Origin of the sequence: Serratia sp. Res13-Sevr-LER1-36-b, from assembly GCF_015673035.1 — a bacterium.
In the GTDB taxonomy this organism is placed as follows: Bacteria; Pseudomonadota; Gammaproteobacteria; order Enterobacterales; family Enterobacteriaceae; genus Chania; species Chania fonticola_C.
In genome coordinates, this window is record NZ_JADACK010000018.1 from 103789 (window position 1) to 117171 (window position 13383).

The 13383-nt window shown below is 57.3% G+C and carries 16 protein-coding genes; 4 read left to right on the forward strand and 12 right to left on the reverse strand.

The window, feature by feature from the left end; translation table 11 throughout:
* Positions 1-11: 11 nt before the first annotated feature.
* The 4 genes from flgE to flgB all read right to left on the reverse strand — a co-directional run bounded on the left by flgE (position 12) and on the right by flgB (position 2879).
* On the reverse strand, positions 12-1250 hold the full coding sequence (gene flgE, locus IMQ33_RS12190; RefSeq protein ID WP_024486454.1) for a flagellar hook protein FlgE: 1239 nt from the start codon (positions 1248-1250) through the stop codon (positions 12-14).
* Positions 1251-1329: 79 nt separating this feature from the next.
* Complete coding sequence (flgD, locus tag IMQ33_RS12195; RefSeq protein ID WP_024486455.1) at positions 1330-2040, reverse strand: flagellar hook assembly protein FlgD; 711 nt, start codon at positions 2038-2040, stop codon at positions 1330-1332.
* A 15-nt stretch (positions 2041-2055) separates the two neighbouring features.
* On the reverse strand, positions 2056-2460 hold the full coding sequence (flgC, locus tag IMQ33_RS12200; RefSeq protein ID WP_021180939.1) for a flagellar basal body rod protein FlgC: 405 nt from the start codon (positions 2458-2460) through the stop codon (positions 2056-2058).
* A 5-nt stretch (positions 2461-2465) separates the two neighbouring features.
* Entirely contained in the window at positions 2466-2879 is a 414-nt protein-coding gene (flgB, locus tag IMQ33_RS12205) for a flagellar basal body rod protein FlgB (RefSeq protein WP_024487043.1), read from the reverse strand.
* A 161-nt stretch (positions 2880-3040) separates the two neighbouring features.
* Here flgB and flgA point away from each other — a divergent pair, with 161 nt between their 5' ends.
* The 3 genes from flgA to IMQ33_RS12220 all read left to right on the forward strand — a co-directional run bounded on the left by flgA (position 3041) and on the right by IMQ33_RS12220 (position 4587).
* Positions 3041-3697, forward strand: coding sequence for a flagellar basal body P-ring formation chaperone FlgA (gene flgA, locus IMQ33_RS12210; RefSeq protein WP_121607169.1), 657 nt, complete (start codon positions 3041-3043; stop codon positions 3695-3697).
* A gap of 122 nt (positions 3698-3819) precedes the next feature.
* Complete coding sequence (gene flgM, locus IMQ33_RS12215; RefSeq protein WP_121607170.1) at positions 3820-4131, forward strand: flagellar biosynthesis anti-sigma factor FlgM; 312 nt, start codon at positions 3820-3822, stop codon at positions 4129-4131.
* Between the two features lie 21 nt (positions 4132-4152).
* Positions 4153-4587 carry a flagella synthesis protein FlgN gene (locus IMQ33_RS12220; protein WP_024487040.1) on the forward strand — a complete coding sequence of 145 codons (435 nt, stop codon included), beginning with the start codon at positions 4153-4155 and terminating at the stop codon, positions 4585-4587.
* Positions 4588-4944: 357 nt separating this feature from the next.
* Here IMQ33_RS12220 and IMQ33_RS12225 read toward each other — a convergent pair whose 3' ends face one another.
* Positions 4945-5547 carry a hypothetical protein gene (locus tag IMQ33_RS12225; RefSeq protein ID WP_196061887.1) on the reverse strand — a complete coding sequence of 201 codons (603 nt, stop codon included), beginning with the start codon at positions 5545-5547 and terminating at the stop codon, positions 4945-4947.
* Between the two features lie 129 nt (positions 5548-5676).
* Between IMQ33_RS12225 and IMQ33_RS12230 the strand changes: the two genes are divergently transcribed.
* A complete protein-coding gene (locus IMQ33_RS12230) occupies positions 5677-6588 on the forward strand; it encodes a LysR substrate-binding domain-containing protein (RefSeq protein ID WP_121607173.1) in 912 nt (303 codons plus the stop codon).
* Here the strand turns inward: IMQ33_RS12230 and IMQ33_RS12235 are convergent.
* The 7 genes from IMQ33_RS12235 to cheR form a co-directional block, all read right to left on the reverse strand.
* On the reverse strand, positions 6579-6980 hold the full coding sequence (locus IMQ33_RS12235; protein ID WP_037412861.1) for a flagellar protein FlhE: 402 nt from the start codon (positions 6978-6980) through the stop codon (positions 6579-6581). The genes IMQ33_RS12230 and IMQ33_RS12235 overlap by 10 nt on opposite strands.
* On the reverse strand, positions 6980-9058 hold the full coding sequence (gene flhA / locus IMQ33_RS12240) for a flagellar biosynthesis protein FlhA (RefSeq protein ID WP_196061888.1): 2079 nt from the start codon (positions 9056-9058) through the stop codon (positions 6980-6982). The genes IMQ33_RS12235 and flhA overlap by 1 nt, the downstream gene beginning before the upstream one ends.
* Positions 9051-10193 carry a flagellar biosynthesis protein FlhB gene (flhB, locus tag IMQ33_RS12245; RefSeq protein ID WP_024485790.1) on the reverse strand — a complete coding sequence of 381 codons (1143 nt, stop codon included), beginning with the start codon at positions 10191-10193 and terminating at the stop codon, positions 9051-9053. Before flhB ends, flhA begins: the two co-directional genes overlap by 8 nt.
* Before the next feature lie 156 nt (positions 10194-10349).
* On the reverse strand, positions 10350-10994 hold the full coding sequence (gene cheZ, locus IMQ33_RS12250) for a protein phosphatase CheZ (RefSeq protein ID WP_024485789.1): 645 nt from the start codon (positions 10992-10994) through the stop codon (positions 10350-10352).
* Between the two features lie 14 nt (positions 10995-11008).
* On the reverse strand, positions 11009-11398 hold the full coding sequence (cheY, locus tag IMQ33_RS12255; RefSeq protein WP_021180929.1) for a chemotaxis response regulator CheY: 390 nt from the start codon (positions 11396-11398) through the stop codon (positions 11009-11011).
* A gap of 49 nt (positions 11399-11447) precedes the next feature.
* On the reverse strand, positions 11448-12497 hold the full coding sequence (locus IMQ33_RS12260) for a chemotaxis response regulator protein-glutamate methylesterase (protein WP_196061889.1): 1050 nt from the start codon (positions 12495-12497) through the stop codon (positions 11448-11450).
* Entirely contained in the window at positions 12497-13369 is an 873-nt protein-coding gene (cheR, locus tag IMQ33_RS12265) for a protein-glutamate O-methyltransferase CheR (RefSeq protein WP_024485788.1), read from the reverse strand. The genes IMQ33_RS12260 and cheR overlap by 1 nt, the downstream gene beginning before the upstream one ends.
* Positions 13370-13383 lie beyond the last annotated feature (14 nt).

Consider the following 13383-nt stretch of genomic DNA (forward strand, 5'->3'; position numbering starts at 1 on the left):
AATCAATCCTATTAGCGCAGGCTGACCAGCGTTTGCAGGATCGAATCCTGGGTTTTGATGGTTTGCGCGTTTGACTGGTAGTTACGCTGCGCGACGATCATGTTTACCAGTTCCTGACTCAGATCGACGTTGGAAGACTCCAGCGCTCCGCTGGTCAGTGAACCGAAACCGCCACCGCCCGCCAGGCCCACACGTGGCTGACCTGAAGCACCGGTCTCCTTCCAGACGTTATCGCCCTGTGCGGCCAGGCCTTCCGGGTTGGAGAAGTTGGTCAACACGATCTGCCCCAGCAACTGGGTCTGCTGGTTGTTGTATACCCCGACCACGGTGCCGTCTTTGTTGATCTGGAAACCCTGGTATTCCCCGGTGGCATAGCCGTCCTGGGAAATCTTGCTGACAGAGTCACTGCCGACGTTCTGTTGCAGACTACCGGCAAAGCTCAGGTTAAAGTTTTGCGCCAGCGCGCCGTCTTTAGCCGACATTGGCACGACCAGGTTGAATGGCGTGGTGCTTGGCTGACCCTGCGCATTCAGCGTGCCGGTCAGCGTACCGCTGTTGTCAAAGTTCAGGCTGCCCGCTTTGGCCGACGGAGCACCCGTCACGCTGCCGTCCTGGGTGTAAACGTCCCACTTGTTATCCGCCGTTTTAACAAAGTAGGCGTTGATGTTGTGAGCGTTGCCCAGGGTGTCATAGGTGGTAATGGTGTTGACGTAGTTAAACGAGTCGGTCTTGTTGGGATCGAATGGCGTCACCGCCGGTGGCTTATGGGTCGATTTCAGGTTGGCCACCATATTGCCGCTGGTGCTGGCTTTGGCGTTCATCATGCCTTCAGGGATGCTCAGCGGTACCGGATCGGCCCCTTGCTGGATGGTTGGCGGCGAACCAGCAGCCGGGTAGCCGGTCAGGCTCAACCCTTGCATGTTGGTGATGTTGCGGTTGGCATCCATGATGAACTGCCCATTACGCGTATAGAAGATGCCGCCATCGGCGTCTTGCATACGGAAGAAGCCGTTCTGGCTGATGGCGATATCCATTGCCCGGTTGGTGTTGGTGGTAGTACCGCCGTTGAAGTTCTGGGTGATCCCCGCCACTTTCACCCCCAGCCCGACCTGCGAGCCGGCAAACATATCGGCAAAGGATACGCTGCCAGATTTAAAGCCGTAGGTGGCGGAGTTGGCGATGTTGTTACCAATCACATCCAGGTTGGTTGCAGCCGCGTTTAAACCGCTGACCGCTTGAGAAAAAGCCATGTCGTTCTCCGAAATAGGTCATTTAAAAAGGTGTCTTCAGGATCGCGTGATCCATTGCCGACGTGGAAAATCACTGCGCTTAGTCTGGCGAACCCAGTTTGGACAGGATCAGGCGCACGTCATCCAGCGTTGAGGTCCCCGCCACGCCCAGATCCAGTTTTGCCCCGTCCGTACCGCGCGTGACGCCGTTAACCATGGCGAAACGCAGTGGCTGCGCCACCAACTGCTCACCGCCGTTTTTGGCGTTGATCGCCACGGTGTAAGAGCCGTCGGGCGCATTGGTGCCATCTTCCAGCGAACCGTCCCAGGAGAAGGAGTGCACACCGGCGGTCAACCCTCCCAGTTCGATAGTGCGAACCACTTTGCCGGTGGCATCGCTGATGGTCGCCGTCACCGAATCGGCGGTGCGTTCCAGCTCTACGCCAAACGGCGTGGTGCTGACCTTGCCAGCATCATTACCCACCAGGATCTCCTTGCCCGGCACCATCACGCCGTGGCCAATCAGCGAACTGGCCTGGATTGACTGGTTGCCGCTGATCTGGCCGGAGATCGACCCCAGCGTGGTGTTGAGCTTCTCGATCCCGCTAACCGTATTGATCTGGGCCAGTTGGGTAGTCAGTTCGTTGTTTTGCATCGGGTTGGTGGGGTCCTGGTTTTTCAACTGGGCCACCAACAGCGTCAGGAAATTGTTGCTCAGATCCTGGCTGGTATTGCCATTCGCACCGCTTTTGGCGCCGGTACCGGCAATGCTGTTGTCGAGTGATTCATTGGTGGTGGCGGCAATGGCCATAAATAAAAGCTCCGGTTACTGACCCAGCGTCAGGGTTTTCATCAACATGGATTTGGTGGTATTCAACACTTCGACGTTGGCCTGATAGCTGCGCGAGGCCGAGATGGTGTTGACCATTTCCCCTACTACATCGACGTTGGGCATCCGCACGTAGCCTTTGGCATCCGCCAGCGGGTTGCCCGGCTGAAACACCAAGCGCTCCGGCGAGGGATCGTCTACCACCTGCGCAACACGCACGCCGCCGGTCGACTGGCCCGGTGCCGCCGCAACCTCAAACACCACCTGTTTGGCCCGATAAGGCTGGCCATCCGGGCCGGTGGCGCTGTCGGCGTTGGCCATATTGCTGGCGCTGACGTTAAGACGCTGGGATTGCGCGGACAGGGCCGAGCCGGAAATATCAAAAATATTCAATAACGACATGGGAATTATCCTCCTTGCAGCACGGACATCATGCCCTTGATCTGGCCGTTCAACAGCGTCAGGTCGGTTTGATATTTCAGGCTGTTATCAGCAAAGTTGGTGCGCTCACGGTCCATATCCACCGTGTTGCCGTCCAGGGAAGGCTGATCCGGTACGCGGAACATAAGATCCAGAGACGGTGGCTGCATATTCTGCGCCGGGATATGGCGAGCCGAGGTCAGGTTAAGTGCCACGCCGCTGCCGTTGACGCGCCCCTGCTCCATGACCTTGTTCAGTTGGCTGGCGAAATCGATATCACGAGCCTGATAGCCCGGCGTATCTGCGTTGGCGATGTTGGCCGCCAGGATTTCCTGCCGCTGGGCGCGCAGGTTCAGCGCCTCCTGGCCAAAACGCAGAGCAGCGTCCAATTTGTCGAGCATGCTCCCTCCGCGAGGTTAGAATTTGGAGCCGACAGCATAAACGCCCTACCTGTCAGCCTATCGTGGGAATAAGGGCAAAATGCGTCGCTATTTGTCTGCTTAGCCTGCGCGCGTAACGGTTACACTTGTCCCCCTGTGGTCGCTGCGTCTGTGAGGAAAATATGAAAAGTATCCTGCTGTTGGTCGGCTTGCTGATCGGCCTGAACGCGCACGCCGAGGGCCTGGACGGACAGGTGGAGAACTTTATCAAGTCACAATTTGCCACTAGTACCAACGTGACCGACGTCAAGGTGCTGGTGCGCACGCCAGCAAGCCGTTGGCCGCAGTGCGAATTGCCGCAGCTTTCGATGCCTCAGAATGCTCGCCGCTGGGGTAACATCAGCCTCTCGGCCCGTTGTGGCCAGGAGCGACGTTTTATTCAGGCGCAGGTGCAGGTGGTGGGACATTATCTGGTGGCAGCACGTGGGATCAGTGCAGGCAGCAAACTCACCGCAGATGATATCAAGCTGAAAACCGGCCGATTAGACACCCTGCCGCCTCGTACCCTGATTGATAACGCCAAGGCGATCGGTGCCGTTAGCCTGCGCAATATCAGCCCTGGGCAGCCGTTGAATACGGTCATGCTAAGACGGGCCTGGGCGGTCAAGGCCGGGCAAACGGTACAGGTGTTGGCGCAGGGTGATGGATTTAATATCAGCGGTGCTGGGAAAGCGATGACCAACGCCGCCGCCGAAGACGGCGTGCGCGTGCGCATGGCCTCCGGGCAGATTGTTAGCGGCATTGCCAATATTGATGGCACAATTCGTATTACATTATAAAAAAATAAAGCTTTGCCAATACTTGTCGATAACAAAGTCATAGCAGCATTTATCCGGCCACCAGGGCCACAGATTTGAATTCCCCGTTGCCTTAGCGGCGGTGGTACAGATGGAGATTGAACATGAGTATCGATCGTACCCAACGGTTGCAACCCGTACCCACGGTGCAGCCGCGAGAAACACAGTCAGACAGCGCAGTTCAGGCGCGTAAAAAAGTCTCGGCGGAAACTGCGGTCAGCGGCACCCAGGTTAAGCTGAGCGATGCACAGGCTCGCCTGATGCAGCCGGGCAGCCAAGATATCAATATGGAGCGAGTGGAAAGCATCAAGCAGGCGATCCGCAACGGCGAATTGAAGATGGATACCGGCAAGATTGCCGACGCCTTGTTACAAGACGTGCAAAGCGAATGGCAGTCCGGCGCCGATCGGGGTTAACACCAAGGGTGAGTCATTGATATGGAAAACCTGGCACAACTGCTGGATAAGCTGCTGGACACCTTGCAGGCGTTAGGCACGGTGCAGACGGAGGAGCACACTTTACTGTGCTCGAAAACCTTGGCTGGCGTGGCTCTGCAACGCGTAACCGATGCTAAAAGCCAACTGCTGGCGACGGTCAATTATCTGGACCAACAGCGGCTGGAGATGGAACGGCTGCAACACTGTCAAGCACCTTATGAGGGCCAGCCACAGTTGGCAGCCAACTGGCAGCAAGTGCAACAGCTGAGCCTGCAACTGCGCGAACAGAATCACCATAACGGTATGCTGCTCAATCATCATATTGAGCACAATACGCAGGCACTGGCGATTTTAAACAAACAGAATAAATCGCTGTACGGGCCCGATGGTCAGTCCCGCGCGGGGAGCCTGCTGGGCCGTAAGATTGGGGTTTGATGCGCCCCTCACCCTAGCCCTCTCCCACAGGGAGAGGGGACAGAACGTGCCACAACTCTGCTGCTACGTCTGAATCTCATACCATCCCCACAATGTCATTTGCACCTGAGCTAACGCCAGCTGAAATTGGCTCCTGTACCTAACCATAAAACCGCTCTAGCTCCCTCTCCCTGTGGGCTGAGGAATCCCCACTAATTTTTTCTTAGTGGTTTCAGAGAATTAGAGCGAGTGTTTTACGATCAATCCGTTCCATTTTGTTCGTAAATTGGCAGTGAGAGAATGACGAACCACTTCTTCTCGTCTGCTTGAGGCTATTTTTTAGTCCTGTTTTGGGTAAAAAACAGCCTATTTCTCGTCTCAATTTTTCTGGGGATTCCTCAGCCCTGTGGGATAGGGTTGGTGTGAGGGGCCTTCACGCTCTGCAATGCGCGCCACCAACGCGCCCAATAAAACCAGATCGATCAACCACGCGTTGGCAAGGTCTGTCGATGCCTGAGATTGGATCAGCAAGGTCACCGACAGAATGACTCCGATGACCGCCAACGAGGCAGCTCTGGTTGCCAGGCTGATGCTGTTCAGCGGCTGCAACAACGCTGTCGTCACCTGGCGGGCGCCTCCTAAACCAATGCCGCCGATAACGATCCCCGGTAACATCATCAGCCAATCATTACGGCCGAACAGCCCCAACAGCAACAACCCGGCAGCAGAGAGCACCAGGCTCCGCCATAACGCCGCCAGGGTTCGCTGTTTTTCCACCGCCAGCAAACGTATTAACGCCACGCCACAGGCATTGGATAACAGCAGGGCCAGCAACAGCGTGATGGCAACCTCCGGCCTTCCCCAGCCAATGTTCAACAGCAAAACGCCTGCCGATATCAATACGCTGTATACGATGGTGCGAGCAATCGCTCCCGGTTCCCCTACCGCGCCTGCGGTACTGATTTCTGCTGGTGATCTCATAACAGCTCCTGACACTGATGTGGAATGATGAATTAATCTCACTCCATTAATCGAATGCCATCAGCCTATCCAAGGTATATAGTCATAACAAACTCATAGTTTTCAGCCTTGGATGAGAATAATTCAGCCATGAAAAAAATCCATCTCCCTCCGCTAGGTGCTTTACGCGCCTTTCATGCCGTTGCCAGCTGTAGCAGCTTTAAACGGGCTGGGGAGGAACTCAACGTCAGCGCAACGGCGATCAGCCATCAGATCAAACTACTGGAGTCAATTCTGGCATGTAGGGTCTTCGAACGCAGTGCGCGCGGGGTTAGCCTGACCGAAACCGGCGAGATTTTATATGCCGGTACGCAACGCGCCTTTGCGGCTCTGGAGCAGGCCGCCGCGCAGATTATGCATTCTCAGCAGCCTCAATCTCTGACGGTTACCACCACCTCCAATTTCCTGACCCATTGGTTGGTGCCGCGCCTGGCCGATTTCAAGGCGGAATTCCCGGACATCGACCTGCGGTTACATACCAGCGTCGAACGAGTCGACTTAACGCAGCGCACCGTCGATGTCGCCATTCGCTACCGGGAAATGCCGGAGCAAACGTTGCACTCAACTTTATTGTACGAGGATCGTTTTATCGCGGTAGCCAGCCCGTCATTGGCGCTGGCAGATATCGGCGATTTACGCGGGGTGACGCTGTTTCACGTAGAAAACCGGCTGGTGCCCGCCGACTCTCCGAGCTGGCAAAACTGGCGGAGGAACTATGGGCCACAGGATCTGAATGTAGACGCGGGGCTGACCTTCAGCGATGAAACCCATGCGCTACAGGCGGCGATTGCGGGACAGGGGGTGGTGATTGCCAGCCAGTTGCTGGCGCGAGATTTGTTACAGCGCGGCGTGTTAACCGCACCGTTCGAGATGTCATTACCCGGTGCCCGCTATTACCTGGTTACCACAGAAGAAAACGCGCAACGCCCGGATATCATGGCGTTGCGCGACTGGCTGTTGAGGCAAATAACGCCAGGGATGACTTATCATCCTCACTCATAGTTCACAATCACCTGATTAGAGATCGCCCGCAGCGGAGGATTTAACGCGCCGCGAGACTTCACGTAATAAATGAAGCGGAACTCGCTGTCTGCGGGAATACCGTTGAAAGCCTCACTGCGGCCACTGCCCGCGCCGAGCGGTAGGCAGCGTGACGAGGTGCAAAGCTGTACCTCTAATCCGGCAGGCGCACCAGCCAGCAACTGATAACGCCAGCTTACACTGGTCACCCGAGCATCGGCCGCCGGTGGATTAGCTGGCCGCAGGCTGGGGGAGACATCACGCACGCTCCCCGTTTCCAGCGTGACGCCGCTGGCATCGGCGGCCCAGGAACCCGACACCGCCTGCGCGGCCAGCGGAGCGAACAACACTAATAAAGGAAGAAAAGCTTTCATCAGGCGGCTCCTATGGTTGAGGTCATGCGGATCTGACGTTCGTCGTTGATTTCCAGGTTCGACAGCACCACCAACTGCGGCAAGGTACGGCGCAGGAAGCGCGCCAGCAGGGCACGTAACGCGTGGTTTACCAGCAGCACCGGCGGTGCACTGAGCATTTCCTGACGTTGCAGCGCCTGCTTGGCCTGATCCAACAAGCGGTCCGCCAACCCAGGCTCAAGACCTCCGCCCCCTTGCAGGGCCTGCAACAGCAGGCGCTCAAGCGGCGTATCCAGACCAATGACCTGGATCTCACCGCTACCCGGGAACCACTGCTGAGTGATGGCCCGCCCAAGGGCCACGCGCACCACGGAGGTCAGTTCGAAAGGATCGCTTTGCGTTGGCGCATGTTCCGCCAGCGTTTCTATAATGGTGCGCATATCGCGAATCGACACCCTTTCGGCCAGCAGATTCTGTAGCACCTTGTGCAACGTGGTCAGCGAAACTACCCCAGGTACGAAATCTTCCGTCAGCTTCGGCATCTCCTGCGAAACACGATCCAACAGTTGCTGGGTTTCCTGGCGGCCAAACAGCTCGCTGGCAAACTGACCAAGCAAATGGTTGAGATGAGTGGCGACTACGGTGCTGGCTTCCACCACCGTGAACCCCTGGATCTGCGCCTGTTCACGCAGTGCACTATCGATCCACACCGCCTCCAGCCCGAAGGCCGGATCGACGGTTTTATCACCGGCCAGCTCACCCACCGCATTGCCCGGATTTATCGCCAGCCAGCGCCCCGGATGTGCCTCACCGCTACCGATCTCCACCCCTTTCATCAGAATGCGGTAACTGGCCGCCGACAGTTCGAGGTTGTCGCGAATATGCACCACCGGTGGCAAATAGCCCGTATCCTGAGCGAATTTTTTACGGATGCCACGAATACGCCCCAGTAGCTCACCGTTTTGCTGAAAGTCCACCATGGGGATCAGGCGGTAACCCACTTCCATGCCCAACGGATCCTCCAGCTGTACATCAGACCAACTGGCCTCTACCGCCTGCGGATTTTCCTGCGGCAGCGGCGGTTCTTTGACTTTCGGAGCCTGCTGTTCTCGCCCGCGCAGCCGCCAGGCCAACGCCAGCAGTGCCGCCGTAAACAGCAGGAACACCAGGTTTGGCATACCCGGAACCATCCCCAACAGCCCCAACACCCCAGCACTCAACACCATCACGCGCGGATTGTTGAACAACTGGTTGACCATCTGCTCGCCAACGTCCTCATCGGTCGCTACGCGGGTGACGATCACACCGGCCGCCGTCGAGATCACCAACGCCGGGATCTGGGCGACCAGGCCATCACCGATGGTCAGTAAGGTATAGGTTTCAGCCGCGGTACCCAGCTCCATGCCGTGCTGGATCACGCCGACCAACAGGCCGCCTACTACGTTAATCACCATGATCATCAAGCCTGCTACCGCGTCACCGCGCACAAACTTGCTGGCACCGTCCATCGAACCGTAGAAATCCGCTTCCTGCGTCACTTCGGAACGGCGCTTTTTAGCCTCGTCTTCGCCGATCAGCCCGGCGTTCAGATCGGCATCGATCGCCATCTGTTTGCCCGGCATCCCGTCAAGGACAAAACGGGCGCCCACTTCGGCAATACGCCCGGCCCCTTTGGTGATCACCATAAAGTTGATCAGTACCAGGATGATAAACACCACGATACCGATGGCGAAGTTGCCGCCCACCAGGAAGTGACCGAACGCTTCAACCACCCGCCCCGCCGCCGCCGCACCGGTATGCCCCTCCATCAGGATGATCCTCGTGGAAGCGACGTTCAACGATAGGCGTAACAGGGTTGAGAACAGCAGGATGGTCGGGAAGGCGGCGAACTCCAGCGTCCGCTGGGTAAACATCGCCACCAACAGCACCATGATCGACAAGGCAATATTGAAGGTAAACAGCAGATCGAGGATAAATGCCGGTAACGGCAGCACCATCATCGACAGGATCATCAGGATCAGTATCGGGCCAGCCAGCACCTGCCACTGCGTATCTTTAAAATTACCCGGCAAACGAAGCAGGGAGGCCAAATTAGCCATCTGAGTTATTCTCTCCAGCAAAATCCAGTGCTTCAGGCACCGGTAAACGTTGAGGTTTTTTCGGGATCAGGCCGCCTTCACGCTGCCAACGGCGCAGCTGATAGACCCAGGCCAGGACCTCGGCCACGGCGGCATACAAGGTCGTGGGAATGTGTTGCCCAATCTCACTGTGACGGTATAGCGCTCGCGCCAGCGGCGGTGCTTCCAGGGTTGGAATACGGTGCTCATTCGCCAATTCACGGATACGCAAGGCGATCTCCCCTGCCCCTTTGGCAAGGACTTTCGGCGCACTCATGTTCTTGTCGTTGTATTGCAATGCCACGGCGTAATGCGTCGGGTTGGTGACGATCACGTCGGCCTTAGGCACGTCGGACATCATGCGGCGGCGAGAGATGGCCCGCTGTTGCTGGCGAATACGCCCTTTGACATGGGGATCGCCCTCCTGCTGCTTATGTTCGTCGCGAATTTCCTGCTTGGTCATCTTCAATTTCTTGAAGTGGCTCCATAGCTGATAAAACACGTCGAAGGCCACCATCGGCACCAGCCCAAGGACGATCAGCATGCCGCAGAAGATCACGATCTGTAGCGCATTGCGCAGTGCGTCCTGCGGCTGCTGCGTGACCAGATGCAGCATCGCCGCCCAGTTGTGCCACAGGTAAAGCCCAGCCACCCACCCCACCAACGTCGCTTTAAGGATGGCCTTCAGCAACTCTGCCAGCACCTGGGTGGAGAACATCCGTTTTAATCCGGAGATCGGGTTCATGCGCTTGGCATCAAACTTAAGGCTGAAGCCCACGCCGCCCAGCAGCATCGGGGCCGACAGCGCCACCAGCACCAATCCGGCCAGGATCGGCATCAGCGCCCACACCGCTTGACGCAGCAACATGGCAAACTGGCGCAGCATCTGCTTATCGTTGCTGACCATGTTGTGATCAAAGTGCAGCCCTTCCGATAACATCCTCGCCAACTGTTGCGCCATATGGCCACCCGCGACCCACAAGATCGACAACCCCGCAATCAGCATCAGGATCGAAGTCAGCTCGCGCGAACGCGCAATCTGGCCCTCTTCACGCGCCTTTTCCAGCCGGTGGGGTGTGGGGGCCTCAGTTTTTTCCATATCACTGTCTTCGGCCAAGGCGAGGGTTCCCATGCGTGCGAAGAATAGAATTGACGCCAGCATGCCAAAAAAATGCGGATTTCATTGCGGGAACAACGGCGCAAAAGGCCGGTTATTTCGGGGATGGGCTAGCGAAAAGAGTTAGGGCGCAGCACCCTGCGCCCTAAGAAACCATCAGAACCCCAGGCTGTCGAGCAGATCGTCCACCTGGGCCTGATTGGCAATTACGCCAGCCCCGTTCTGATCCAGCTGCGGGCCATTGAGCAGGCTGTCGTTCGGCCTTTTCTCTTTGGCTGGCTGATCCGGGATGTTTTCCATCAGTACCATCAGCAGCTGCTTTTCAATCTCCTGCACCACGTCCATCATGCGCTTGATCACCTGGCCGGTGAGATCCTGGAAATCCTGCGCCATCATGATCTCCAGCAACTGGGCGTTGGTGAATGCGGTGTGCTCCGGCACCCGATCCAGATACTGGCGGGTATCCGTCACCAGTGAACGGGCATCAGCCAACTCGATCGGGTTGGCAAACCACTCGTCCCAGCGCCCTTTAAGCGTATTGGCCTGCGACTCCAACTCCGCCTGGCGGGGTTGTGCCGCTTCCACGCAGTTGAGCGCTCGTTCCGCCGCCTGCGCCGTCATGGTGACCACATAATCAAGACGGTCGCGTGCGTCCGGGATCGCTTCGGCAGCCTGAGCGATAGCCTGATCTAGCCCCAGCTCGCGCATGCTGTCACGCAGCATACGGGTCAGTTGACCGATGCGGGAGATGATCTCACCCGCTGTCGCTGCATCGCTGGCAGGCATTGGAATATCTCTCATCGCCCTCTCCTTTTTTACATGCCCAGTTTTTCAAAAATCTTGTTGAGCTTCTCTTCCAGCGTTGCCGCCGTGAAGGGTTTCACTACGTAACCACTAGCACCCGCCTGAGCGGCAGCAATGATGTTTTCTTTCTTGGCTTCCGCCGTCACCATCAGCACCGGCATAGATGCCAGCGCACCGTCGGCACGGATGGTTTGCAACAGCTCGAGGCCATCCATATTCGGCATATTCCAGTCCGATACCACGAAATCGAAGCTGCCAGCGCGCAGTTTGTTCAACGCATCCGCCCCGTCTTCCGCCTCTTCGACGTTGTTAAAACCCAGTTCTTTCAGCAAATTTCTGACGATGCGGCGCATGGTAGAAAAATCATCCACCACCAGAAATTTAAGGTTTTTGTCTGCCATTATTGCTCCTAAGGTTAATCGTTTTTGCCCCGAGGTTCGGGGCATAACATCAAATACGCAGCGCCTGACCACCCGCGATCTGCGCCAACATGCGTTGGCTCATGCGCTCCAATTCCACTACTTCATTGACTCCGCCGGTGGCAATGGCCTCACGTGGCATGCCAAACACCACACAGCTGGCTTCGTTCTGCGCCAGGGTGTACGCCCCGGCACGGTGCATTTCCAGCATTCCTGCTGCACCGTCATTCCCCATACCGGTGAGGATCACCCCCACCGCATTTCGCCCGGCAAACTGGGCCACCGAGCGGAACAACACATCGACCGAAGGACGATGCCGGTTCACCGGTGGGCCATCATGCAGCCGAACCTGATAGTTGGCGCCGCTGCGCGCCAGCTCCAGATGACGATCTCCTGGCGCGATATAGGCATGGCCCGGCAAGACGCGCTCGCCGTCTTCGGCTTCTTTCACCGTGATCTGGCACAGCTTGTTGAGCCGCTCGGCAAATGAACGGGTAAACCCTGGCGGCATATGCTGAGTGATCAATAACGCCGGGCTGGTAGCCGGTAACGGCTGCAAGACGTGGCGGATTGCCTCGGTACCGCCGGTAGACGCCCCGATAGCGATCAGCTTCTCACTGCTCAACAACGGCGTATGGCTGAGGATCTCCGGAGCCGGTGCCGTTGAGCGCTGTGGCAGACGCGCCTTGGCCGCCGTGCGGATCTTTTCGGCAATCAGCTCGCTATAGGCCAGCATGCCTTCGCGGATCCCCAGTTGCGGCTTGGTGACAAAATCCACCGCGCCCAATTCCAACGCCCGCAGAGTGATCTCCGATCCCTTTCCGGTCAGCGACGACACCATCACCACCGGCATCGGCCGCAGGCGCATCAGTTTTTCCAGAAAATCCAGCCCGTCCATACGCGGCATTTCGACGTCCAGCGTCAGCACCTGCGGGTTGAATTTTTTGATCAGATCGCGCGCCACCAGCGGATCGGGGGCGGTCGCCACCATCTCCATATCGGGATGGCTATTGACAATCTCGGTCATCAGCTGCCGCATCAGGGCAGAGTCGTCTACGCTTAATACGCTGATTTTATTCATTACCTCTCCTTGGTCAGGCCATACACGGTCTGCCCACGCAAGTAGAAATCCCGGCTTAGCTGGCTGAAGTTTTCGGAATGGCCGGCAAACATCAGGCCCCCCGGTTTAAGCAGCGGCACAAAGCGCCGCAAAATGCGCTCTTGTGTTTCCTTGTCAAAATAGATCATGACGTTACGACAAAATATCGCATCAAATTGCCCCGGCAACGCCCATTCAGGGGCCAGCAGATTGAGCGGCTGGAAATGCACCTGTGCCGCCAATTCTGGCCGAACCCGTACCAGGCCATGGTGAGGCCCGGTCCCTCGCAGGAAATAACGCTGCATCTGCGCCGGTGTCAGGGTGCGCAGATCTTCCTGGCGATACACCCCTGCCTCGGCCTTTTCCAATACCTGAGTATCGATATCGCTGGCCCATACCTGCGTCCCCGTCGCCCGCTGCCCTAACGCCTCATTCAAGGTAATGGCGATCGAGTAAGGCTCTTCACCGGTCGAGGCGGCGGTACTCCACACGCAGTAACCGTTAGGCCGCGAACGCGCATGTTCCGCCAGGATCGGGAAATGGTGCGCCTCACGGAAAAACGCCGTCAGGTTGGTGGTCAGGGCGTTGACGAATGCCTGCCACTCGGCGCTGTTGGTATCACTTTCCAGCAGCACCAGATAGCTACCAAAATCGGGTATTCCCAGTAGCCGCAGGCGACGCACCAGACGGTTGTAAACCATTTCGCGTTTGTGCTCGGCCAACACAATACCGGCACGCTGATAGATCAACTGGCTGATACGTCGGAAATGCACATCCGACAGGGGCAGCCGTTGCACCATCTGTGTCAGCAAAGACGCAGGCTCTTTATTGGTGGGTGAGGATGAGCCACTCATAACCCTTCACCCGG

What these genes read in the sequence shown, in the direction of transcription:
- flgE (WP_024486454.1), bottom strand. Translation starts at nt 1,250, where the DNA reads ATGGCTTTTTCTCAAGCGGTCAGCGGTTTAAACGCGGCTGCAACCAAC.
- flgD (WP_024486455.1), bottom strand. Translation starts at nt 2,040, where the DNA reads ATGGCCATTGCCGCCACCACCAATGAATCACTCGACAACAGCATTGCC.
- flgC (WP_021180939.1), bottom strand. Translation starts at nt 2,460, where the DNA reads ATGTCGTTATTGAATATTTTTGATATTTCCGGCTCGGCCCTGTCCGCG.
- flgB (WP_024487043.1), bottom strand. Translation starts at nt 2,879, where the DNA reads ATGCTCGACAAATTGGACGCTGCTCTGCGTTTTGGCCAGGAGGCGCTG.
- flgA (WP_121607169.1), top strand. Translation starts at nt 3,041, where the DNA reads ATGAAAAGTATCCTGCTGTTGGTCGGCTTGCTGATCGGCCTGAACGCG.
- flgM (WP_121607170.1), top strand. Translation starts at nt 3,820, where the DNA reads ATGAGTATCGATCGTACCCAACGGTTGCAACCCGTACCCACGGTGCAG.
- IMQ33_RS12220 (WP_024487040.1), top strand. Translation starts at nt 4,153, where the DNA reads ATGGAAAACCTGGCACAACTGCTGGATAAGCTGCTGGACACCTTGCAG.
- IMQ33_RS12225 (WP_196061887.1), bottom strand. Translation starts at nt 5,547, where the DNA reads ATGAGATCACCAGCAGAAATCAGTACCGCAGGCGCGGTAGGGGAACCG.
- IMQ33_RS12230 (WP_121607173.1), top strand. Translation starts at nt 5,677, where the DNA reads ATGAAAAAAATCCATCTCCCTCCGCTAGGTGCTTTACGCGCCTTTCAT.
- IMQ33_RS12235 (WP_037412861.1), bottom strand. Translation starts at nt 6,980, where the DNA reads ATGAAAGCTTTTCTTCCTTTATTAGTGTTGTTCGCTCCGCTGGCCGCG.
- flhA (WP_196061888.1), bottom strand. Translation starts at nt 9,058, where the DNA reads ATGGCTAATTTGGCCTCCCTGCTTCGTTTGCCGGGTAATTTTAAAGAT.
- cheZ (WP_024485789.1), bottom strand. Translation starts at nt 10,994, where the DNA reads ATGAGAGATATTCCAATGCCTGCCAGCGATGCAGCGACAGCGGGTGAG.
- cheY (WP_021180929.1), bottom strand. Translation starts at nt 11,398, where the DNA reads ATGGCAGACAAAAACCTTAAATTTCTGGTGGTGGATGATTTTTCTACC.
- IMQ33_RS12260 (WP_196061889.1), bottom strand. Translation starts at nt 12,497, where the DNA reads ATGAATAAAATCAGCGTATTAAGCGTAGACGACTCTGCCCTGATGCGG.
- cheR (WP_024485788.1), bottom strand. Translation starts at nt 13,369, where the DNA reads ATGAGTGGCTCATCCTCACCCACCAATAAAGAGCCTGCGTCTTTGCTG.